The sequence below is a fragment of the Microbacterium sp. Y-01 genome (assembly GCF_003856715.1).
GTDB lineage: Bacteria > Actinomycetota > Actinomycetes > Actinomycetales > Microbacteriaceae > Microbacterium > Microbacterium algeriense.
The window spans coordinates 1,413,198-1,433,286 of sequence record NZ_CP024170.1; the positions used below are offsets into that span (position 1 = coordinate 1,413,198).

A 20,089-nucleotide genomic window follows, 5' to 3' on the forward strand; every position below is an offset into this window, starting at 1 on the left:
GATTGGCCCTCCTTTCGTCGCTGTAGGCTTGATCGATGACCCCGATGCGCAACTTCGACCAGTCGTCGAAGCTCAAGAACGTCCTGTACGAGATCCGCGGAAACGCCCTCGTCGAGGCGGCGCGATTGGAAGCGGAGGGGCACAAGGTCCTCAAGCTGAACACGGGCAACCCGGCGATCTTCGGGTTCGACGCTCCCCACCAGATCGTGCACGACATGCTCGCGGCGCTGCCGACCGCGCACGGCTACAGCGACAGCAAGGGCATCATCTCGGCACGCCGAGCCGTCGTGAGCCGCTACGAGCAGATCGAGGGCTTCCCGCGGTTCGATCCGGACGACGTGTACCTCGGCAACGGCGTCTCCGAACTCATCACGATGACCATGCAGGCTCTGCTGGACGAGGGCGACGAGGTGCTGATCCCGGCGCCCGACTACCCGCTGTGGACGGCCATGACCAGCCTCGCCGGCGGAACCCCCGTGCACTATCTCTGCGACGAGGAAGACGGCTGGCAGCCCGACCTCGAGGACATCCGCTCGAAGATCACACCGCGCACCAAGGCGCTCGTGATCATCAATCCGAACAACCCCACGGGTGTGGTGTACTCGCGGCAGATCCTGGAAGGACTCGTGCAGATCGCGCGCGAGCATCAGCTGCTCCTGCTGTCGGACGAGATCTACGACCGCATCCTGTTCGACGACGCGGTGCACATCCCGACCGCGACGCTCGCCCCCGACCTGCTGTGCCTCACCTTCAACGGGCTCTCGAAGACGTACCGCGTGGCCGGCTACCGCTCCGGCTGGATGGTCATCACCGGCCCGCAGGATCACGCCAAGGGCTTCATCGAGGGGATCACGCTGCTGGCGTCGACCCGGCTCTGCCCCAACGTGCCGGCGCAGCACGCGGTGCAGGCCGCGCTCTCGGGCGTGCAGTCCATCGACGCGCTGATCGCGCCGACCGGTCGCCTCCACGAGCAGCGGGACATCGCCTGGGAAGGGCTCGAGTCGATCCCGGGTGTCTCCTGCGTCAAGCCGCAGGGAGCGCTGTACGCCTTCCCGCGTCTGGACCCGAACGTGCACGAGATCAGGGATGACGCCAAGCTCGTCTACGACCTGCTCGTCTCGGAGCACATCCTGCTCGTGCAGGGCACCGGATTCAACTGGTCGACCCCGGACCATCTGCGCCTGGTGACCCTCCCCGAGCCGCGAGTGCTGAGCGAAGCCGTCGAAAGGCTGGGGAACTTCCTCGCGAGCTACCGGCAGTAGTCGTCGTCGGCCCTTCGGGGGACAGCGACGCGGCGAGGCCGCGCACGGCGGCGACGAAGGCGGACCGCGGCGCGACCTCGGACATCGGCCTCGCATGCAGCAGGGCGGCGTCCGTCGCCCGCTGGTCGAACGGCAGGAAGACGACGTCGTCGATGCCTCCGAACCGTTCCAGGGTTCTGCGCACCTGCCCGCGCGCATCGATGCCCAGGGGTCCGTGGCGGACGCGGTTGACGACCACGACGAGCGGCGTCGGGGACGTGAGCCGCCGCAGTTCGGCGTGGTCGCGGAGGAACCTGCTGATGCCCAGCGGATCCGCCGTCGCGACCGCGACGATCAGATCCGCTTCCCGCAGGACCGCAGAGGTGGCCGCATGCCGTCGGGGGCCGGTCAGATCGTACGTGAGCTCGTCGTCCGCATCGAAGGCGCCGGCCACATCGACGACCGTGTCATCGACCCAGTCCCGGCAGGCCATGAGCGCCGCGCGCAGACGCGCGTCCGACAGCTCCGGCCATCGGCTCGGCCGGTTGATGCCGGGAAGCACCTCGCACTCGCCGGCGCCGGCGCCGATCCGTGTCGCGAGTCTGGTCAGCTCCGCTGCGTCGAGGACGCCGCGCTCAGCCCGACGGCACGCCGCAGCCGTGCCGGGGGCGTCGTCGCTGAGCCCCAGGAGCAGCGCGAGGGACGGCGCGACGGTGTCGGCGTCGACGAGACCGACACTGCGGCCGCGCCTGCTCAGCTCCACGGCGAGCTGGATCGCGACGGTGGAGCGTCCGGGTGCGCCCTGAGGCCCCCAGACGGCGATGACGCGACGCGGTGCCCGCGCGGCGGGCCCCTCGGTCGTCGGCTCCGGGTCCGCCGCCAGCGCCTCCGCCACCTGCCACCCCGCCGCGTCGGGAGGGAGGGACGCCGACAGCCCGAGACGGCTGAGCAGCCGGGTGTCCGCTCCGCCGAGCGCGATGATGCGCACGCCAGCGCGATCGCACGTCGCGATCAGGTCCGCCGTCAGGACGGCGCGCGAGGCGGGCACGATGATGGCACCGGCTCCCGACAGCAGCTCCGCTCCGACAGCGGCAGGCGTCCCGACGACCGACAGGACGACGACGCCCTCGAGCTCCAGCTCCGCGGCGAGCTCGTCCGCCCGCGGTTGCGGGATGGCCACGACGACGGCCGTCACTCTCCGGACTCCGAGGGAACCACCGAGAGCGTGGCGCCGCCGGTCACCGCCGCGAGCACGTCGGCGACGTCCGCTCTGCCGATCACGACCTCGAGGCTGGTGCGGGTGTCGGCCAGGACGCCCTCGGGACGAAGCACCTCGCGGACGACGGCATCCGCGACGAGGATGCGCGGGACGTCGAACGTGCGACCGTCTTCGAGCAGCGGTGCGCTCCACACCTCGACCGCGGTGCCCGCCTGCACGTCCTCGGGGATTCCGGTGCCGCTCTCGATCACCACGGTCGTGGTGCGGAGGCGGTCCGCCGCGGTCAGGGCGCGCGCCGGGACGAGCTCGCCCTCCGCGATGGTGCGTGCGGCCACCTGGCCCGGTTCCAGACCCTCCGGGGCGAGGTAGTCGTCCGCGAGCGCCCCGAGCCCCACCTCGACGACCTGGAAGTCGTCGGAGGTGAGCGCCTCGCCCTGCGTGATGGTGCGGTGGGCGCGGAGGACGGGACTCGCATCGTCCGCGGCGGCGACGATGAGCCAGACGGCGGCGATCGAGAGCAGCACCAGGGCGATGCCCACGAGGAAGCGGATGTCGCCCCAGAACGCACGTCGGGACCGGGAGAGGGAAGCCATGGCGACATCGTCACAGAAACGTCGCCGGCGCCGATCCGGTTATCCACAGGATGACGCGGGCGGGAGCGGGCGCCGGGGCGTCCGGGACGACAATGGGGGAATGGCACCCCCTTCTGCCCGCGCGCCGCGTTTCCTCGCCCCCGCCCAAGTGGCGGAGCTGCTGAGCATCGAGGTGGGCGAGGTGATCGACCTGCTCCACGAGGGGCGGCTCCGCGGCGCGCAGCTCGGGTCGCCGGGGCGCTGGCGGGTGGAGGAATCCAGTCTGGACGGGTACCTGGCCGAGGAGTCCGAGAACGCACGGAGGATGGCGCTGTGGCGCCAGTCCCAGGCTGCCAGCTTCCCGGAGGTCTGGGGAGTCTCCTCGGCTCACGGCATCTGATCGCTCGACGCCTGCACCGCGACCAGCGACGCGAAGGGGATCATGCGGAACCCGCGCACGGCTCCGGCCCTGCGCGGCTCGTCGGGGTCGTGCACCGCGATGTCGAGGTGGTCGAAGGCGGCACGATCGATCGTGCCGTGCACGTCGGCGAGGGGAGTGCTGAGGTGCACGGGGATGCGGCGACGTGCGAGGTCGCGCAGCACGAAGCCGAGCGTCATCCGCTCCCGCAGGGTGCGATCCGTCGACTCGGCGGCTTCGAGGCTCGCCAGGAGCAGGCCGTGGTCCGTCGCGACGCCGACGATCGCATGGAGCGGGAACAGCACGGAGGACTGCTCAGGGTGCCCGTCCCCGGAACTGCGGGATGATGCGGCGACCCAGTCCGCGCCGAGCGTGCGGAGGGTGACCGGCAGCCGACGCCCGTTGCGCAGTTCGATCGTCGCGTCGGCCTCGGCGCCGCAGAGCACGCGCAGGCGGGAGCGCAGTTCCAGCCGTGCGATGCGCAGCCGCTCGGACTCGGCATCGAGCACGGCGCGCTCGGCCTCCCACTCCGACGCGAGCTGACCCTCGAGGTCTTCGAACAGGCGGTCCCAGTGCATCCGACAGAGCGTAGGCGACGGGCGTGCGGGATGTACGAGTTATCCACATTCTTCTGCCGCGGCGGCCCGCGGACCGGCGACCCGGTGCTGTACTGACGGCCTCGCAGACCTCCCCGACCGAGAGATCGACACGATGCCGCACGAGTACTTCGCACCCCAGCCCACCCCGACCAGTGAACTGCCGGATCCTGCACCGCTGCTGCGCAGCCTGACCCACGGCGTGCTGGAGGTCCTCGCGGGTGTGCGGGAGGTCGATCAGCTCGCGCGCTGGTTCAGCGAAGACGCGTTCCGCAGCCTCGTCGTCAGAGCCAACCTCTCCGCCAGGGCGCGCAGCGCGCGCGGCGTGGCACCCCGGCGTCCGCAGTTCGAGATCCGGGCGCAACGCGTCACGGAACCCGTCGACGGCGTGATCGAAGCGGCGGTCGTCGTCGCGGGCCCCGGGCGCACACGAGCCGTCGCCATCCGGCTCGAGGGCATCGACCGGCGCTGGCGCGCCACGTCCCTGGCGATCCTGTGACGGATGTCACCGTAGGCTGGACAGGTGTCAACCCTCAGTGATCTCGCCCATGAGCAGGGCCTCCTGACCGACAGCGACGTCGAATGGCTTCACCGCCTGGCCGGGGACGGGCAGCTGCTCGCCGACCTGGCTTCCGCCGACATCGTGATCTGGATCCAGACGGACGACGGGTCGTTCATCGCCGTCGCCCATGCCAGGCCCAGCGGTGCGGCGACGCTCTTCTACCGGGACATCGTCGGCGAGCGGGTCCGTCCGCAGTGGCGCACCCAGGTGCAGGGCGCCTTCGAGTCCGCCGAGATCGTCGACTCCTCCTCGCCGGACTGGTTCGAGGAAACCCCGACGAGGGTGCGTGCCGTGCCGATCGTGAGCGAGCGGCGCGCGGCCGACGCGCCCGCCACCGTCATCGGCGTCGTGACCCGGCACACGAACCTGGGCGAGGTGCGCACGCCGTCGCGTCAGCAGATCACCTTCGACGAGTGCGCCAACGACCTGTTCCGCATGATCGCCGACGGCAGCTTCCCCGACCTGGCGGCTCCGACCTCCCCTCGGCGGGGGGCGCCGCGTGCATCGGACGGCCTCATCCGCATCGACGTGGACGGCATCACGACCTTCGCCAGCCCCAACGCGCTCTCCGCGTTCAACCGCATGGGCTTCGACGACGAGCTGGAGGGGGAGTCGCTCGCCGAGGTGACGACGCGGCTCGTCCCGCCCTCCCGGCAGGTCGACGAGTCGCTCCCCGTGGTGGTCACCGGTCGGGCGCCGTGGCGCACCGACATCGAAGCCCGCGGCGTCACGGTGTCGCTGCGCGCGATCCCGCTGAAGGACCACGGCACGCGCATCGGCGCGATCGTGCTCTGCCGAGACGTCTCGGAGCTTCGCCATCAGGAGCAGGAGCTCATCACCAAGGATGCGACGATCCGCGAGATCCACCACCGGGTGAAGAACAACCTCCAGACCGTGGCGTCGCTGCTGCGGATCCAGGCGCGCCGGACGCACTCCGACGAGGCGCGCGACGCGCTGACGCAGGCCATGCGTCGCGTGGACGCGATCGCCGTCGTCCACGACACCCTGGCGCAGGGCCTGACCCAGAAGGTGGACTTCGACGAGGTCTTCCACCGGGTGCTCAAGCTGGTCGCCGAGGTGGCATCCGCTCCGAACACCCGCGCGCGCACGCAGTCGACGGGGCGTTTCGGTGTGCTGCCGAGCGAGTACGCCACGCCCCTCGCTCTCGCGCTCACGGAGGTCGTCACCAACGCCGTGGAGCACGGTCTCGCCGGGCAGGAGGGCGTCGTCACGATCGATGCCAAGCGCACCGAGGACAACCTGCGGGTGACCGTCCGCGACACCGGACTCGGGCTGCCGGAGGGGCGGATCGGCCAGGGGCTCGGGACGCAGATCATCCGCACCCTGATCCAGGGCGAGCTCGGCGGCACGATCGAGTGGCACGGCACCGACGGCGAGGGCACCGAGGTCGTCATCGACATCCCGCTGCGCTGGCTGGAGCGCTGAGCGCCGCAGGGGCCGGACAGACGGAAGCGGCCTGAGAGTGGATCTCAGGCCGCTTCCGGGATGATCAGGAGGCGCGTCGAGCGCGGGCGGCGCGACGCTTGAGGGCGCGACGTTCGTCTTCGGAGAGACCGCCCCAGACGCCGGAGTCCTGGCTCGTCTCCAAGGCGTACTGCAGGCAGATCTCGGTGACCGTGCAGGTGGCGCAGACGGTCTTCGCCTTCTCGATCTGGTCGACGGCGGGTCCGGTGTTCCCCACGGGGAAGAACAGCTCGGGGTCGACAGTCAGGCAGGCGGCCTTATCGCGCCAGTCCATGGGGGCTCCTCGGTGTGGATTTTCGTGAGATGTCGCAAAGCGACCCCTCGGATTCGAGCGGCGGTTCGGGTTCCGCTACCCTGTTGAGATGCGGGCGGATGCCCGCGAATTGTGATGCGAGTGTGAATGCTCGCCCCACGCCGCTGTGGGAGCACATGACTTTCTCTATTCTGTTACATGAAAACCCCGAAATCAAGGGTTTTCTTCTGTCATCGATCCCCGGGAGACACCGTGCGCGCACCTGGACTGGCTCTCGCGGCAGCGGCTGTCCTCGGCCTGGAGGCGCTCGCGCTCCTCGTCTTCGCGATCATCGAGCTGGTCGGTCTGGGCGCCGGTGACGCGGCGTCGCTCCCGACCGCTGTCGCGTTGATCGTGCTCACCCTGATCGGAGCCGCTGCCCTCGTGGCGTTCGCGCTGGGCACCCGCGCCGGCCGCTCCTGGGCGCGTTCCGGGGGAGTGGTGTTCCAGGTGCTGGCGGTCGCGCTGGCGCTGGCCGCGCTCACGCTGCGGCCGGTCTCGTGGACGTTCGTCCTCGGCGTGGGGCTTCCCGCGCTCGTCGGCTTCGTGCTGCTGATCTCCAGCGCGCGCCGCGAAGGGGAGCGCCGCGAGGCGGAGTGAGCCCGTCGGCTCCGACCGAGCCGCGACCGCTGGGGTGCGGAGCGCTCAGGCGTCGATGCCGAGCTGCTTGCGCAGTCGCGCGACGTGACCGGTGGCCTTGACGTTGTACTGGGCGAGGGTGATCGTCCCTTGCTCGTCGAGCACGAACGTCGAGCGGATCACGCCCTCGACGAGCTTGCCGTAGTTCATCTTCTCGCCCCAGGCTCCGTAGGCGGAGTGGACGGCATGGTCGGGGTCGCTGAGGAGCGGGAAGGTGAGTCCGTCGCGCTCGCGGAACGTCGTCAGCGTCGCCGGGTCGTCGCGGGAGACGCCGATGACGCGATAGCCGGCGCCCTGGAGCGACGAGATGCTGTCACGGAAGTCGCAGGCCTCGGTCGTGCAGCCGGGGGTCATCGCGGCCGGGTAGAAGTAGAGAACCGTCTTCTGACCGCGGAGATCCGCGAGACGGACGGTGTTGCCGTCCTGGTCGAGGAGAGCGAAGTCGGGGGCGGCGGTTCCGGGTTCCAGGCGCTGAGTCACCCCCTCAGCCTATCGGCCGGGCGGCTGCTCCGCCTTGTCCGCGAAGGTCTGGAGCAGGCGCTGGAGGGAGTCGAGGCGCGCGCGTCCGGTCTCGCCCAGCTCGCCCCGCTCCGCCGCCTCGATGAGGGCGCAGTCCGGGGCGTCCGCGAGGTGTGTGCACCCTCGGGGGCAGTTCTCCGCGATCACCGCGAGCTCCGTGAAGGCGGCGAGGATGTTCGCCGGATCGACGTGCCCGAGACCGAAAGAGCGCACACCGGGGGTGTCGATGACCCAGCCGGTCCCGGCGGCGCCCTGGTAGCGCAGGGAGACCGTGGACGACGACGTGTGGCGGCCGCGACCGGTCACCTGGTTCACATGGCCGGTCGCCCGCCCCGCGCTCGGCACGAGGGCGTTGACGAGCGTGGACTTGCCCACGCCGGAGTGTCCGACGAAGACCGTGGAGTGGCCGACCAGCGCCTCGCCGATCTCGTCGACCGGCATCTCGTCCTGAGCGCTCGTGAACACCCGCAGGTCGAGCCCGTCGAAGTGCGTGAGGAACTCGGTCGGGTCTGCGATGTCCGTCTTCGTGACGACCAGCAGCGGCCGGATGCCCGCGTCGAGCGCTGCGACCAGGTAGCGGTCCACCAGTCGTGCGCGCGGCTCCGGGTCGGCGGCGGCGACCACGACGAGCATCTGGTCGGCGTTCGCGACGATGACGCGCTCGACCTGGTCGGTGTCGTCCGCGCTGCGGCGGAGGAGGGAGGTGCGCTCGACGATGCCGACGATGCGCGCGAGCGTGCCCTCGTCGCCCGAGGTGTCTCCGACGACGCGCGCCTGATCCCCCGTCACGATCGGGGTGCGTCGCAGCTCGCGAGCCCTGGTCGTCGTGATCGTGCGCTCCTGGTCCGTGTCCTCGCCGAGCAGCACCGTGTAGCGGCCGCGGTCGACCCCGAGCACGCGTCCGATCTCGGCGTCCTCGTGCGCGGGTCGGCGCTTCGTGCGCGGCCGGTTCGCCTTGGGGTTGGGGCGGGTGCGGATGCTGCTCTCGTCGAAGTCCTCGAAATCGTCGTCGAGGTCGTCGGTGTCGTCCAGCCAGCTCATCCGTCAGCCTCGCAGCATCCGCTCCCAGAGCATCGTGAACTCCGGGAGGGTCTTCGCGGTGGTGCCGATGTCGTCGATCTCGACGCCGGGGACGCGCAGGCCGATGAGCGCGCCGGTCGTGGCCATCCGGTGGTCGTGATGCGCCGCCCAGGTGCCGCCGCGCAGCGGGCGCGGGATGACGCGGAGTCCGTCGGGGAGCTCCTCCGCCTCGCCGCCGAGCGCGCGGATGTTGCGGATGAGCGCCGCGATCCGGTCGGTCTCGTGCAGGCGGATGTGTCCGATCCCGCGGAACGTCGTCGGCGACTCGGCGAAGGCGGCGAGGCCGACCAGGGTCGGCGTGAGCTCGCTGGCTGCGGACAGGTCGAGGTCGAGCCCCCGGATGGCGGAGCCGGCGCGGACCGTGAGGGTGCCGCCGTGGCGGCCGACATGCGCGCCGGCGGCCTGCAGGAGGTCCGGCAGGAGGGCGCCGGGCTGCGTGGAGTGCGCGGGCCACCCCGTGATGGACACGGAGCCGCCCGTGACGAGCGCGGCCGCGAGGAACGGGGCGGCGTTGGAGAGATCGGGCTCGATGGCGATCTCCTTCGCGCGCGGCACGCCCGCCTCGACGAGCCACTCGCCGACCGCCGGACGTTCGATGCGGATGCCGCGTCGGCTCAGCGCCTCGATGGTCATGTCGATGTGGGGGAGGCTCGGCAGGTGCTCTCCGGTGTGGACCAGGTGCAGTCCGACATCGAACCGCGGAGCGGCGAGCAGGAGGCCCGAGACGAACTGGCTGGACGCGGACGCGTCGATCTCGACGCGACCGCCGCGGATCCGACCGTGACCGCGGATCGTGAACGGGAGCGCCCAGGTGCCTTCGTCGTCGATGTCGACGCCCAGGTCGCGCAGCGCGCTGATCAGGCCGCCCATCGGACGGTGCAGAGCCGTCTCGTGCGCGGTGAGGTGCACGTCGTGCTCGGCGAGGCCGGCGAGCGGGGCGATGAAGCGCATCACGGTGCCGGCCTGTCCGCAGTCGACGGTCGTGCCGCCGTGCAGCTTCGCCGGCGTGATCACGAGGTCGGGCCCGAACTCGTTGCCGGCGTCCACCTCCTGGATGCCGACACCGAGAGCGCGGAGGGCGTCGACCATGCGGGCGGAGTCGTCGGAGTGCAGCGGGGCGATCAGTCGACCGGGACCGTCGGCGATCGCGGCGATGATCAGTTCGCGGTTCGTCAGCGACTTCGAGCCGGGGATCGTGAGCTCCGCGTGCAGGGGCTCGTCGATCGTGGGCGCGGAGTAGGCGCCCTGCACTCGGGTGGGGGAATACCTGTCAGCGCTCATCGGTTCTCACCTTAGTAAACGCACGGAGCTTCGTCGCGAAAGACGAGGCTTCCGACCAGAAGGAGAGCGAATGACGGCGACGCTGGAGCGCGAGGTGATCGACCTCAGCGGCCTAGACTGGCCGGTGATGGATGACACCGCAACCGCAGACACCGTCGGCGACCCTCGGCGCGAGTTCGAGGAGCAGGCGCTCCCCTTCATGGACCAGCTCTACGCGGCGGCCATGCGCATGACGCGCAATCCGGCCGACGCCGCCGATCTCGTCCAGGAGACGTTCGTCAAGGCGTACGGCTCGTGGTCCACGTTCTCGCAGGGGACCAACCTGAAGGCGTGGCTCTACCGGATCCTGACGAACACCTACATCAACATCTACCGCAAGCGGCAGCGCGAGCCGTTCCAGGGCACGATCGACGAGCTCGAGGACTGGCAGCTGGGCGGGGCGGAGTCGACGACCGCGTCGCACAGCCGCTCGGCCGAGGCGGAGGCGATCGACCGCATGCCGGCGTCGGTGGTCAAGGATGCGCTGCAGGCCGTTCCCGAGGACTTCCGTCTGGCCGTGTACCTCGCCGATGTCGAGGGCTTCGCGTACCAGGAGATCGCCGACATCATGAAGACCCCCATCGGCACCGTGATGAGCCGTCTGCACCGTGGCAGGCGCATGCTGCGGGAGCTGTTGGCAGAGTACGCCGCTGAGCGGGGCATCGCCGCGGCTGACACGAGGAGCAAGAGATGAGCGACTGCGGCTGCGACAAGGCCCGTCAGGATCTGGAGGAGTACCTCCGCAACGAGGTGTGCAAGACCGAGCACACCGAGATCCGCGAGCACCTGGAGAACTGCCCGTCCTGCCGGGACGAGGCTCTCGTCGCCACCACGCTGACCGAGGTGATCGCCCGCGCGTGCAAGGAGACGGCTCCCGAAGAGCTGCGCGATCAGGTGTTCGCCCGCCTCCGCGAGGTCCAGGCCGCCCAGCACTGACCCCCGGCGTGCGCCGGAGGGTGTCCGTGGACGACCGTAGGCTGTCCTCATGGCCCTCATCGATGCACGCGGGATCCCCGCCGACCAGACCTCCGTCGACCGGCTCGCCGCGGAGGGGCTCGACTATCGCGTCGTCGATACCGAGGACTCCGCTCGACTGACCGCCTTCCAGCGGGCGATGGCGAGAGGGTTCCTGGGTGGCGACCCGACTGAGGCGGTGCTCGCCGAAGGAGCTCCCACCGTGCGGAGCCGCCGGGGAATCGGCGTGTACGAACGCGGTGCGGACAGCGGTGCGCTCCCGGTGGCGACGATCGACTCCTGGGTGACGCCGCTGACGATCCCCGGTGGCGAGATCGACATGTGGGCGATCAGCGGCGTGACGGTCGCCGGCACCCACCGACGGCGCGGCATCGCTCGTTCCCTGCTCGAGGGAGAGCTCCGTGCCGCCTCCGACAGCGGGGTCGCGGTCGCCGGTCTCACCGTCTCCGAGGCGACCATCTACGGCCGTTACGGGTTCGGGGCCGCGGTGCCTGTCTCGCACTTCACAGTCGACGTCCGGCGCGCGGGATGGGCGGGACCGGTGCCCCCGGGGCGGGTGGAGTACGTGGAGCGCGAGCGGCTCGCGGAAGAGCTGAGCGCCGTGCATGAGCGCGCCCGGACGACCCGTGCAGGACAGGTTCCGGGCTGGGCCGCCCGCTGGGCAGGGCTGGGCGGCCTCGCTTCGAACGAATCCGATCGCGACAAGGTGCGCGGCGTGCGCTACCTCGACGCGGAGGGAGAGGTCCGGGGTGTCCTGAGCTTCGCGCTCAGCGAGCGGGGCGACTCGTTCCGGTTCTCCCTGCACGTGCGTCTGCTCGTCGGCGAGACGCCGGAGGCCGTCGCGGCCTTGTGGCGCTTCGCGGTGCAGCACGACCTGGTGGACGAGGTCACGGCGGACCTGCGTCCGGTCGACGATCCGCTGCCGTGGCTGGTGACCGATCCGCGCGGGGTCGTGCAGGTGGTGCACGACCACGGATGGCTGCGCATCCTCGACCTCCCCACCGCACTCATGGCGCGCCGCTACTCGGCGCCGATCGACACGATCCTGCGCGTCGAGGACGCGCTCGGCTTCACCGCGGGGACGTGGCGTCTGCGGGTCGACGGAGCGGGCGCGGCGACGGTCGAGGCGGGGGAGGAAGGCTCCGAGCCGGACATCACCCTCGACGTGTCCGCGCTCTCGGCGCTGTACGTCGGGGGTGTGCGGGCCGCTGCCCTCCACGGAGCCGGCCGCATCGACGCGTCTCCGGCGTCCGTGGTCGCCCTCGACCGTGCCTTCGCCGCTTTCCCTGCTCCGTCACTGGACATCTGGTACTGACCTCGGTCCCGACACGACGAAGGGCGCCCCGGCCGAAGCCGGGGCGCCCTTCGTCGTGGGAGAGGGTCAGTCGACCGTGACCGCCGCGCGGATCAGTGCGGCCTGCTCGGCGGCGTGGACCTTCGAGGATCCGGTCGCCGGCGATGCCGAAGCGGGACGCGACACCGGACGGAACGACCGGTCGCCCGGGACGTCGGCGAAGGCCAGAGCCAGGAACGGCCAGGCGCCCTGGTTCTCCGGCTCCTCCTGAACCCAGACCAGCTCCGCGTTCGGGTACGAGTCCGTGATCGCCTTGAGCTCATCGATCGGCGTCGGGTACATCTGCTCGAGGCGGACGAGTGCGACCGCCGGGTTCGGGTTCTTCTCGAGCTCGGCGCGCAGATCCCAGTGCACCTTGCCGGAGTGCACGAGCACGCGCCGGACGGCGGAGCGGTCGAGACCGCGATCGTCGTCGATCACCGGCTCGAAGCGGCCCTGGGTGAAGGCCTCGACGGGGCTCGTCGCACCGCGCAGACGCAGCATCGCCTTCGGTGTGAACACGATGAGCGGCTTGCGCGGGCGGGCGTATGCCTGGCGACGCAGCAGGTGGAAGTACGACGCCGGCGTGGACGGCCGCGCCACGATCATGTTGTCCTGCGCGCACAGCTGCAGGAAGCGCTCGATACGGGCGGACGAGTGGTCCGGTCCCTGGCCCTCGTATCCGTGGGGGAGGAGCAGGGTGACGCTGGACTGCTGGCCCCACTTCTGCTCGGCCGCGGAGATGTACTCGTCGATGACCGACTGCGCACCGTTCACGAAGTCGCCGAACTGCGCCTCCCAGAGCACGAGGGCCTCGGGGGCCTCCACGGAGTACCCGTACTCGAAGCCGAGCGCGGCGTACTCGCTGAGCAGCGAGTCGTACACGAAGAACCGGCCCTGCGCGTCGGAGAGGTTCGACAGCGGCAGCCATTCCTGGCCGTTGGCGCGGTCGTGCAGCGTGGCGTGCCGCTGCACGAAGGTGCCTCGGCGCGCGTCCTGTCCGGCCAGACGCACGGGCGTGCCCTCGACGAGCAGCGACCCGAAGGCGAGCAGCTCGCCGAAGCCCCAGTCGATGCCGCCGTTGCGGCTCATGTCGAGCCGCTTCTCGAGCAGCTGCTGGATCTTGGGGTGGACCGTGAAGCCCTCCGGCTTGTTGACGAAGGCGTCGCCGATCAGTCGGATGACCTCGCCGGGGACGCCGGTGACGTCCGGGGCACCGACCTGCTCCTCGGCGGGCTGCTCCTCCGAGGTCACCGGGACTGCGCCCGTCTCGGCGGCGTGCGTCTCGGCGAAGGCGATCTCGAGGCGGTTCTGGAAGTCGGCCTTCGCCTCGTCGTACTCCTGCTCGGTGATGTCGCCGCGGCCGACGAGGGACTCCGTGTACAGCCGGCGGACGGAGCGCTTGGCCTGGATCAGGTCGGTCATCAGCGGCTGCGTCATCGACGGGTCGTCGCCCTCGTTGTGGCCGCGTCGGCGGTAGCACACGAGGTCGATCACGACGTCGCGGTGGAAGCGCTCGCGGTACTCGAATGCGAGCTGCGCCACGTGGATGACGGCTTCGGGGTCATCGCCGTTCACGTGGAACACCGGGGCCTGGATCGTCTTGGCGACGTCGGTCGAGTAGATCGAGGTGCGACCGTCGTTCGGCGTCGTGGTGAAGCCGACCTGGTTGTTCACGACCACGTGGATCGTGCCGCCGGTGCGGTAGCCGCGCAGCTGCGACATCTGCAGCGTCTCGACGACGACGCCCTGGCCGGCGAAGGCCGCGTCGCCGTGCACAAGGATTGGCAGCCAGGCGAATGTGCCGATCGGCTTGCGGTCCTGCTTGGCGCGGACGATGCCCTCCAGCACGCCGTCGACCGTCTCGAGGTGCGAGGGGTTCGCGGCGAGGTACACCGGGAGGGAGGAGCCGTCGTCGGCGACGAAAGTGCCCTCGGTCCCGAGGTGGTACTTCACGTCGCCCGAGCCGCGCTGATTGCCCGGCGTCTGCGTGCCCTCGAACTCGCGGAATACCTGTCCGTAGGTCTTGCCGGCGATGTTGGTGAGCACGTTCAGGCGACCGCGGTGGGCCATGCCGATCGCGGCGCCCTCGAGTCCGGCGGTCGCCGCCCCCTGGAGCACCTCGTCGAGCAGCGGGATCAGCGATTCGCCGCCCTCGAGGGAGAAGCGCTTCTGGCCGACGAACTTGGTCTGCAGGAAGGTCTCGAACGCCTCGGCCTCGTTGAGCTTGCGCAGCACGCGCAGCTGCTCGTCGTGGCCGGGCTTCTGGTACTTGACCTCGACCTTCTCCTGGAACCAGCGGCGCTGCTCCGGGTCCTGGATGTGCATGTACTCGATGCCGAGCGTGCGGCAGTACGAGTCGCGCAGCACCCCGAGGATGTCGCGGAGCTTGGCGACGCGGCGTCCGCCGAAACCGCCGGTGACGAACTCGCGGTCCAGATCCCAGAAGGTGAGCCCGTGGCTCTCGATCTCCAGGTCGGGGTGCGAGCGCTGCCGGTACTCGAGCGGGTCGATGTCGGCCATCAGGTGTCCGCGCACGCGGAAGGAGTTGATGAGCTCCTGGACGCGGGACTGCTTGTCCACGCGCTCGGCGAGGTCCACGGCGATGTCGGGGTTCCAGCGGATCGGCGCGTACGGGATGCGGAGCGCAGCGAAGATGTCGTCGTAGAAGCCGCGCTGGCCGATGAGCAGCTCGTGCACCTTCTTCAGGAACTCGCCGGAGCCGGCGCCCTGGATGACACGGTGGTCGTAGGTGCTGGTGAGGGTGATCGTCTTGCCGATCGCGAGCTCGTTGAGCGTCTTCTCGCTCGCGCCCTGGAACTCGGCGGGATACTCGAGGGCGCCGGCGCCGATGATGCAGCCCTGGCCCTTCATGAGACGGGGCACCGAGTGCACGGTGCCGATCCCGCCCGGGTTGGTCAGCGAGACGGTGGTGCCCTGGAAGTCGGCGGCCGTGAGCTTGTTGCCCCGCGCGCGGGTGACCAGGTCCTCGTACGCGGAGAGGTACTCGGTGAAGGTCATCGTGTCGGCGCGCTTGATGCTGGGCACCATGAGGGCGCGGGTGCCGTCCGGCTTGGGGAGGTCGATCGCGATGCCGAGGTTCACGTGCGCCGGCGCCACGACGGACGGCTTGCCGTCGATCTCTGCGTAGAAGACGTTCTGGCTGCGGAACTCGTCGAGGGTGCGGATGAGCGCCCAGCCGATGAGGTGGGTGAAGCTGACCTTGCCGCCGCGGGTGCGGGCCATGTGGTTGTTGATGACGATGCGGTTGTCGATCATCAGCTTCGCCGGGACCGTGCGCACACTGGTCGCGGTCGGGACGGTCAGGGACTCGTCCATGTTCGCGGCGAGGGTCTTCGGCAGGCCGCGCAGGGGAGTGACCTTGTCCTCCTCGGCGGGCTCCGGTGCTTCCTTTGCCTCGGCCTTCGGCGCCGGCTTGGGCGCCTGGGCCGGGATCGGAGCGGACGCCGCGGGCTTCGCCGTCGTGCGAGCCACCGGCTGCGAGCCGATCACGGGAATGGGGGCGGTCACCGGGTGCGCCGGCTGCTCACCCGTGGAGGGGGCGCCCGATCCTGAAGCGGAGACCTCCGAGTGGTACTTCTCGAGGATCGGCCACCACTCCTTGTCGACCGAGTCGCGGTTCACCTTGAACTGCTCGTAGAGCTCTTCGACGAGCCAGGAATTGGCTCCGAACCCCCCGTCGCCGCCGACGCCGGTCACCTGGTTCGACACGCTCTATCGCCCTCTTTCATCGCTGAAGCTCTCTGATGCGGCCGTCGACGCAGGATGCGTTCGGGTCCGCACGCTCTCGACCACCAAGCCTAACGTGTTTCCCGGAGGGAATCGTCGAAGCCGTGCGCCCGCCCGCGCGTGTTCTGAGTACCGTGGAGACATGGAGTTCTCTGGAGCGCAGCCGACCGTCGATCTGACCTACTCTGACGTGTTCCTGGTGCCGCGCCGCTCAGGCGTCACCAGCCGTCTCCAGGTGGACCTCGCACCGCTCGACGGCACCCCGGCCACCCTTCCGCTGGTCGCCGCCAACATGAACTCGGTCACCGGGCCCCGCATCGCCGCGGTGCTGGCCCGGCGCGGTGCGCTCGGCGTGCTGCCCCAGGACCTGCCGCTGCAGGACCTCGACTCCGCGATCCGCGAGGTGAAGGCGCAGCCGGTGCTGTGGGACACCCCGCTGGTCCTCCCGCCGGAGGCCTCGGTCGCCGACGCGCTGCGCCTGCTGCCCGCGGCGCCGGGGCACGGGATCGTGGTCGCGCACGGCTCCGCGCCGTTCGACGTGGACCGCATCGTCGGCGTCCTGCCCGCGACACGCCTCGCGACCGCTCTGCCCGACGCGCAGCTCGGCGACCTCGTGCACCGCGGCACGCCGTCCATCGACGCGGACGACATCGGTTCGGAGCGCCACGCGTTCGACGTCATCACCGACGCGGACGTCGAGATGGTGACGGTCGTGCACCATGGTCACCTCGTCGGCACCCTCAGCGCCCGCAGCGCCCTCCGGTCCACGCTCTACGCGCCGGCGGTGGACGCCGATGGTCGCCTCGCGGTCGCGGCAGCCGTCGGCATCAACGGCGATGTCGCCGCGAAGGCCAAGGCGCTGGCGGCAGCCGGTGTCGACGTCCTGGTCGTCGACACCGCGCACGGCCACCAGGAGGGCATGCTGCGGGCACTGCGCGCCGTCGCCGATCTCGACCTGGGTCTGCCGATCGTGGCGGGCAACATCGTCACCGCCGACGGCGTCGTCGACCTCGTCGACGCCGGCGCCACGATCCTGAAGGTCGGGGTGGGGCCCGGTGCGATGTGCACGACCCGCATGATGACCGCGGTCGGTCGGCCGCAGTTCTCCGCCGTGCTCGAGACCGCCCAGGCCGCCCGAGAGGTCGGCGCGCATGTCTGGGCCGACGGCGGCGTGCGGTACCCCCGCGATGTGGCGCTCGCCCTCGCCGCGGGTGCGGCGTCCGTCATGGTCGGCTCGTGGTTCGCCGGGACGATCGAGGCGCCGGGCGAACTCCAGCGCGATGCCGAGGGGCGGCTGTTCAAGGAGTCCTGGGGAATGGCGTCGACCAAGGCCGTGCAGGCGCGCTTCGGGCGGCTGGACCCGTACGAGCGCGCGCGCAAGGAGCTCTTCGCCGAGGGCATCTCCTCGTCCAAGATCTACCTCGACCCCCTGCGGCCGGGCGTCGAGGACCTGCTGGACATGATCACCTCGGGCGTGCGCTCCTCCTTCACCTACGCCGGCGCGTCCTCCGTGCCGGAGTTCCACGATCGAGCACTGGTCGGTCTGCAGTCGGCGGCCGGATACGAGGAGGGCAAGGCGCTGCCGGTCAGCTGGTGATCGCGAGCGCAGACCCAGCCGCGTTCTGTACAATCGTCCGCATAATGGACGACCCTCCCAGTTGTAGAACATCGCCCCACTGTCCGCCTCTCTCCTCGGAGGGGAACCGCTGATGGACTACATCATGTTGGGCGTGGGGCTCCTGCTCACGGTCGGCACCGGTCTCTTCGTCGCCAGTGAGTTCGCGCTGGTGAACCTCGACCGCGCCGACCTCGAGGCTCGCCAGGCTCGCGGCGAATCGCGGCTCTCGCTCACGATCAGCGCCCTCAAGCACACCTCGACGCATCTCTCGGCAGCCCAGCTCGGCATCACGCTGACGACGCTGCTCACCGGATACACGATGGAGCCGGCACTGTCGAACCTCCTCCGTCCGACCCTCGTCGCCTGGAGCATCCCCGAGGCGGCGGTCGCGCCCATCGCGACGGTCGTGGCGATGTTCGTCGCGACGGTGCTGTCGATGATCCTCGGCGAGCTCGTGCCCAAGAACTTCGCGCTGGCGCTGCCGCTCGCGACGGCGAAGCTCGTCGTCCCGTTCCAGACGGCCTTCACCACGATCTTCAAGCCGGCCGTTGTCGTGCTCAACGGCAGCGCCAACGGTGTTCTCCGCAGCATGGGGATCGAGCCGAAGGAAGAGCTCTCCGGCGCGCGCAGCGCTGAGGAGCTCTCGTCCCTCGTCCGTCGCTCGGCCAGCGCCGGCGTGCTGGAAGCCGATACGGCCACCCTCCTCGATCGCACGCTGTCGTTCTCCCGGCTCACCGCCGCGGACGTCATGACGGCCCGCCCGAGCATGCACGCGATCGCCGCCGGCGACTCGGTGGACGACGTGATCCAGCTCGCCCGCCGCACGGGGCACAGCCGCTTCCCGGTGTACGACGACGACCTCGACGACATCATGGGGGTCGTGCACCTCAAGGCCGCGATCTCGGTGCCCCGCGAACGCCGCGGCGAGGTGCCCGTCGGCGCCCTGGCCACGGAGCCGCTCCGGGTTCCCGAGACCGCCCACGTCGACGGCCTCATCGCGGAACTCAGAGCTCGGGGCTACCAGCTCGCCGTGGTGGTCGACGAGTACGGCGGAACCGCCGGACTCGTGACTCTCGAGGACCTCGTGGAGGAGCTCGTCGGGGAGGTCTCCGACGAGCACGACCGCACGCGCGCCGGCGTCATCCGCAACCGCGAGGGCATCACGTTCCCCGGCGAACTGCGTCCGGACGAGCTGCGACGTCGCGCAGGCGTCGAGGTGCCGGAGGGTGATGTCTACGACACGGTCGGCGGCTACGTCATGAGCGTCCTCGAGCGGGTCCCGTCGGTCGGCGACGAGGTCCCCCTCGACAGCGGCACCCTGCAGGTGGTCCGCATGGACGGCCGCCGCGTGGATCGGGTGCGCTACGTTCCGAGACCCGTCGACGCCGAAGAGGAGGCCACCCGATGAACGATTGGGGAGGACTCGCCTGGCTGGTCGTGCTGCTGGTCGCGAACGCTTTCTTCGTCGGCGGGGAGTTCGCCGTCATCTCCGCGCGACGGTCGCAGATCGAGCCCCGCGCGGAGCAGGGGTCGCGCGCGGCGAAGACCGCGCTGTACGCGATGGAGCATGCGACGCTCATGCTCGCCACCTCGCAGCTCGGCATCACGATCTGCTCGCTGCTGATCCTGAACGTGTCGGAACCGGCGATCCACCACCTGCTCGCCGTGCCGCTGCACGCCCTCGGCTGGCCGGACGGTGCGGTCGATGCGGTCTCATTCACGATCGCGCTGCTCATCGTGTCGTTCCTGCACGTGGTGTTCGGAGAGATGGTGCCGAAGAACCTGGCGTTCTCGGTCCCCGACCGTGCGGTGCTGCTCCTCGCACCCCCGCTGGTGTGGGTGTCGAAGGTGTTCATGCCGGTGATCTGGGTGCTCAACGCGGCGGCGAACGGCGTTCTGAAGCTGTTCCGCGTCGAACCGAAGAACGAGGCGGCGTCCACGTTCACCCTCGACGAGGTCGCGACCATCGTCAGCCAGTCCCGTCGCGAGGGTGTCCTCATGGACACCGCCGGCACGGTCACGGCGGCGGTCGAGTTCACCGACAAGAAGGCCAGGGATGTGGCCGTGCCGCTGAGCGACCTGGTGACCCTGCCGCAGTCGACCACTCCGGACGACATCGAGAAGGCGGTGGCGCGCTACGGCTTCTCGCGGTACGTGATCGTGGACGAGGATGCCGCACCGATCGGCTACGTGCACCTGAAGGACATCCTCCGGGCGTCCGAGGGGCCGGATGCGGAGGTCAAGATGGTCGAGCCCATCCCGGCCAAGCGCATCCACCACATGGTGCCGGTGCAGGAGGACACGGATCTGGAGGACGCGCTGGCGGTCATGCGCCGGGCGGGTCGCCACCTGGCCAAGGTGCGGGACGCCCAGGGCAACACGACCGCGGTGCTCTTCCTGGAGGACATCCTGGAGGAACTGGTCGGTGAGGTGCAGGACGCTACCCGTCGCTTCCGCGGGCGCTGAGTCC

At 70.3% G+C, this 20,089-nt stretch carries 19 protein-coding genes; 11 read left to right on the plus strand and 8 right to left on the minus strand.

Going from position 1 to position 20,089, the window contains the following annotated elements; all coding sequences use genetic code 11:
• Positions 1–35 precede the first annotated feature (35 nt).
• A complete protein-coding gene (locus tag CSX12_RS06545) occupies positions 36–1,262 on the plus strand; it encodes a pyridoxal phosphate-dependent aminotransferase (protein ID WP_017203231.1) in 1,227 nt (408 codons plus the stop codon).
• Here the strand turns inward: CSX12_RS06545 and CSX12_RS06550 are convergent.
• Both CSX12_RS06550 and CSX12_RS06555 read right to left on the minus strand, forming a co-directional pair.
• Positions 1,153–2,436 (minus strand): P-loop NTPase, encoded by a 1,284-nt coding sequence (locus tag CSX12_RS06550; RefSeq protein ID WP_124895261.1) that lies wholly within the window; start codon positions 2,434–2,436, stop codon positions 1,153–1,155. The genes CSX12_RS06545 and CSX12_RS06550 overlap by 110 nt on opposite strands.
• Positions 2,433–3,053, minus strand: coding sequence for an SAF domain-containing protein (locus CSX12_RS06555; RefSeq protein WP_124895262.1), 621 nt, complete (start codon positions 3,051–3,053; stop codon positions 2,433–2,435). Before CSX12_RS06555 ends, CSX12_RS06550 begins: the two co-directional genes overlap by 4 nt.
• A 100-nt stretch (positions 3,054–3,153) precedes the next feature.
• Here CSX12_RS06555 and CSX12_RS06560 point away from each other — a divergent pair, with 100 nt between their 5' ends.
• A complete protein-coding gene (locus CSX12_RS06560) occupies positions 3,154–3,432 on the plus strand; it encodes a helix-turn-helix domain-containing protein (protein WP_017203228.1) in 279 nt (92 codons plus the stop codon).
• On the opposite strand, the gene CSX12_RS06565 is transcribed toward CSX12_RS06560, so the two are convergent.
• Entirely contained in the window at positions 3,420–4,028 is a 609-nt protein-coding gene (locus CSX12_RS06565) for a hypothetical protein (RefSeq protein ID WP_124895263.1), read from the minus strand. The two genes, CSX12_RS06560 and CSX12_RS06565, sit on opposite strands and share 13 nt — an antisense overlap.
• Before the next feature lie 133 nt (positions 4,029–4,161).
• Between CSX12_RS06565 and CSX12_RS06570 the strand changes: the two genes are divergently transcribed.
• Both CSX12_RS06570 and CSX12_RS06575 read left to right on the plus strand, forming a co-directional pair.
• Entirely contained in the window at positions 4,162–4,545 is a 384-nt protein-coding gene (locus CSX12_RS06570; protein ID WP_017203226.1) for an Rv3235 family protein, read from the plus strand.
• A gap of 24 nt (positions 4,546–4,569) precedes the next feature.
• A complete protein-coding gene (locus CSX12_RS06575; RefSeq protein ID WP_017203225.1) occupies positions 4,570–6,054 on the plus strand; it encodes a PAS domain-containing sensor histidine kinase in 1,485 nt (494 codons plus the stop codon).
• A gap of 64 nt (positions 6,055–6,118) precedes the next feature.
• Here the strand turns inward: CSX12_RS06575 and CSX12_RS06580 are convergent, their stop codons facing one another.
• Positions 6,119–6,367 (minus strand): WhiB family transcriptional regulator, encoded by a 249-nt coding sequence (locus CSX12_RS06580; protein WP_017203224.1) that lies wholly within the window; start codon positions 6,365–6,367, stop codon positions 6,119–6,121.
• 231 nt (positions 6,368–6,598) lie between these two features.
• On the opposite strand from CSX12_RS06580, the gene CSX12_RS06585 reads away from it, so the two are divergent.
• Positions 6,599–6,985 (plus strand): hypothetical protein, encoded by a 387-nt coding sequence (locus tag CSX12_RS06585; RefSeq protein ID WP_124895264.1) that lies wholly within the window; start codon positions 6,599–6,601, stop codon positions 6,983–6,985.
• A gap of 45 nt (positions 6,986–7,030) precedes the next feature.
• On the opposite strand, the gene bcp is transcribed toward CSX12_RS06585, so the two are convergent.
• The 3 genes from bcp to aroA are packed head-to-tail and all read right to left on the minus strand — an operon-like array spanning position 7,031 to position 9,904.
• Entirely contained in the window at positions 7,031–7,504 is a 474-nt protein-coding gene (bcp, locus tag CSX12_RS06590; RefSeq protein WP_124895265.1) for a thioredoxin-dependent thiol peroxidase, read from the minus strand.
• Between the two features lie 9 nt (positions 7,505–7,513).
• On the minus strand, positions 7,514–8,584 hold the full coding sequence (rsgA, locus tag CSX12_RS06595) for a ribosome small subunit-dependent GTPase A (protein ID WP_017203221.1): 1,071 nt from the start codon (positions 8,582–8,584) through the stop codon (positions 7,514–7,516).
• A 3-nt stretch (positions 8,585–8,587) separates the two neighbouring features.
• Positions 8,588–9,904 (minus strand): 3-phosphoshikimate 1-carboxyvinyltransferase, encoded by a 1,317-nt coding sequence (gene aroA, locus CSX12_RS06600; RefSeq protein WP_124895266.1) that lies wholly within the window; start codon positions 9,902–9,904, stop codon positions 8,588–8,590.
• Positions 9,905–10,031: 127 nt separating this feature from the next.
• Here aroA and CSX12_RS06605 point away from each other — a divergent pair, with 127 nt between their 5' ends.
• Genes CSX12_RS06605 through CSX12_RS06615 form a run of 3 tightly spaced genes read left to right on the plus strand, consistent with a single transcriptional unit; the run spans position 10,032 to position 12,233 of the window.
• Positions 10,032–10,637, plus strand: a complete 606-nt coding sequence (locus CSX12_RS06605) for a sigma-70 family RNA polymerase sigma factor (RefSeq protein ID WP_241160604.1) — start codon at positions 10,032–10,034, stop codon at positions 10,635–10,637.
• The gene (locus tag CSX12_RS06610) at positions 10,634–10,879 is read left to right on the plus strand and encodes a zf-HC2 domain-containing protein (RefSeq protein ID WP_017203218.1); all 246 of its coding nucleotides are present in this window, start codon (positions 10,634–10,636) and stop codon (positions 10,877–10,879) included. The genes CSX12_RS06605 and CSX12_RS06610 overlap by 4 nt, the downstream gene beginning before the upstream one ends.
• Positions 10,880–10,928: 49 nt before the next feature.
• On the plus strand, positions 10,929–12,233 hold the full coding sequence (locus CSX12_RS06615; RefSeq protein ID WP_124895267.1) for a GNAT family N-acetyltransferase: 1,305 nt from the start codon (positions 10,929–10,931) through the stop codon (positions 12,231–12,233).
• A gap of 66 nt (positions 12,234–12,299) precedes the next feature.
• Here the strand turns inward: CSX12_RS06615 and CSX12_RS06620 are convergent, their stop codons facing one another.
• The gene (locus CSX12_RS06620; protein ID WP_124895268.1) at positions 12,300–15,983 is read right to left on the minus strand and encodes a multifunctional oxoglutarate decarboxylase/oxoglutarate dehydrogenase thiamine pyrophosphate-binding subunit/dihydrolipoyllysine-residue succinyltransferase subunit; all 3,684 of its coding nucleotides are present in this window, start codon (positions 15,981–15,983) and stop codon (positions 12,300–12,302) included.
• Positions 15,984–16,143: 160 nt separating this feature from the next.
• Between CSX12_RS06620 and CSX12_RS06625 the strand changes: the two genes are divergently transcribed.
• The 3 genes from CSX12_RS06625 to CSX12_RS06635 all read left to right on the plus strand — a co-directional run bounded on the left by CSX12_RS06625 (position 16,144) and on the right by CSX12_RS06635 (position 20,085).
• Positions 16,144–17,598, plus strand: a complete 1,455-nt coding sequence (locus CSX12_RS06625) for a GuaB1 family IMP dehydrogenase-related protein (RefSeq protein ID WP_124895269.1) — start codon at positions 16,144–16,146, stop codon at positions 17,596–17,598.
• 112 nt (positions 17,599–17,710) lie between these two features.
• A complete protein-coding gene (locus tag CSX12_RS06630; RefSeq protein ID WP_017203213.1) occupies positions 17,711–19,027 on the plus strand; it encodes a hemolysin family protein in 1,317 nt (438 codons plus the stop codon).
• Positions 19,024–20,085, plus strand: coding sequence for a hemolysin family protein (locus tag CSX12_RS06635; protein WP_124895270.1), 1,062 nt, complete (start codon positions 19,024–19,026; stop codon positions 20,083–20,085). Before CSX12_RS06630 ends, CSX12_RS06635 begins: the two co-directional genes overlap by 4 nt.
• The last annotated feature ends 4 nt before the right edge of the window (positions 20,086–20,089 follow it).